The sequence below is a fragment of the Rhodoferax sp. U2-2l genome, from assembly GCF_020594515.1.
GTDB lineage: Bacteria > Pseudomonadota > Gammaproteobacteria > Burkholderiales > Burkholderiaceae_C > Rhodoferax.
Map to the genome: position 1 here is coordinate 1 of NZ_JAJCTH010000037.1, position 1,666 is coordinate 1,666.

Annotated in this window: 1 protein-coding gene; it reads left to right on the top strand. The window is 58.5% G+C overall.

What is annotated here, in order from left to right; genetic code table 11:
• Positions 1–276 precede the first annotated feature (276 nt).
• Positions 277–1,623 carry an IS110 family transposase gene (locus tag LHU53_RS19565; protein ID WP_227334463.1) on the top strand — a complete coding sequence of 449 codons (1,347 nt, stop codon included), beginning with the start codon at positions 277–279 and terminating at the stop codon, positions 1,621–1,623.
• The last annotated feature ends 43 nt before the right edge of the window (positions 1,624–1,666 follow it).

Genomic DNA, 1,666 nt, shown 5'->3' on the forward strand with positions numbered 1-1,666 from the left:
AGCGAAGTAATCGGCCCGCCTGCGCCGCAAATCGTTCCGAAGAAACACGTGGCGCGGGCGTTGCAAATGTGGCAAGGTGGAGCGTGGCACAGGCAAAGACCGGTGTAGCAATGGTGCATATTGCCCGCGGGTTAGCGTGGTCTGGGCTACGTCATCGACATTGGTGAGCCGGTGGAGGGTATTTCTGCACCCGCCACCGGCATCCCGTTTGAGAGAGTGATCAAGACGACGTACCCGAGCCGGTGCCACGTTCCACTTCTTATTCTGGAGGATGCCATGGCACAACGCAAGCGCGCCGCCACTGGAGCGGCAACCCTCTCCCTGACCCACCCCAATGCAGCAGGCATTGACATCGGCAGCGCCTCGCACTTCTGTGCTGTGCCGCCTGATCGGGACGAGCAGCCGGTGCGCGAATTTGGCAGCTTTACCGCCGATCTGCAGCGTTTGGTCGACTGGCTTGATGCCTGCAACATCGACACCGTGGCGATGGAATCCACCGGCGTGTACTGGATACCGCTTTACGAGCTGTTGGAGTCGCGTGGTTTCACCGTGCTTTTGGTCAACGCGCGCCATGTCAAGAATGTCTCTGGTCGCAAGAGTGATGTGCTGGACTGCCAATGGTTGCAGCAGCTCATGAGCTTTGGCCTGCTGCACGGTGCCTTTCGTCCCGGTGATCAGATCTGCGTGTTGCGCTCCCTGACACGCCAGCGCGCCATGATTTTGCGCAGTCAGGGCCGCTTTGTGCAGCACATGCAAAAAGCTTTGACGCAGATGAATATCCAGCTGGCCAACACCATCTCCGATATCGTGGGCGAGACGGGCCAAAAGATTGTGCGCGCCATCCTCGCCGGTGAACGCGATGGTCTGGCTTTGGCTCGGCTGAAGAATTCGCGCATTCACGCCAGCACTGAGGATATTGCCAAGAGCTTGCAGGGTAACTGGCGCAGTGAACACCTGTTTGCTCTCAAGCAGGCGGTGGATGCTTTTGACTTTTGTGGCAAGCAGTTGCTGGAATGCGATGGTCAGATTGAGGCACAGCTGCAGGTCTTGCGAAGCTGCCAGGGTGAGCCCGCCAAAGGCAAAAAACGTGGGCGTGCTCGCAACGCGCCAAAGTTTGATCTGCGCACCCAGCTCTTCCAGATGTGCGGTGTGGATCTGACCCGCATTGATGGCATTGATGTGACGACCGCTCTGGTGGTGGTCTCGGAGGTGGGCAGCGACATGAGCCGCTTTGCCAGTGACAAGCATTTTGCATCCTGGCTGGGGTTGTGCCCGGGCACCAAGATCACGGGAGGCAAGGTGATGAGTGGCAAGACAAAGCGCTGTGCCAACCGGGCGGCCCAAGCGCTTCGATTGGCAGCGGCAGCCCTGCGTTCGAGCAAATCGGCCTTGGGTGCGTATTACCGACGCATGTGCGCCCGTATGGACCGGGCCAAGGCCGTCACTGCTGCTGCCCATAAACTGGCTCGCCTGATTTACGCCATGCTCACAAAAGGCGAGGAATACACGGACCGAGGGCAGGATTATTTCGAGGAACGCTACCGCCAGCGGGTCTTGCACAACCTCGCCCAGCGTGCCAAGACCATGGGGATGCAACTCGTGGCTACTGAAAATCCCGTTTGAAAACACCATGCAAATCAATCAGTTGTGTGGTGTTTCTTGAGAG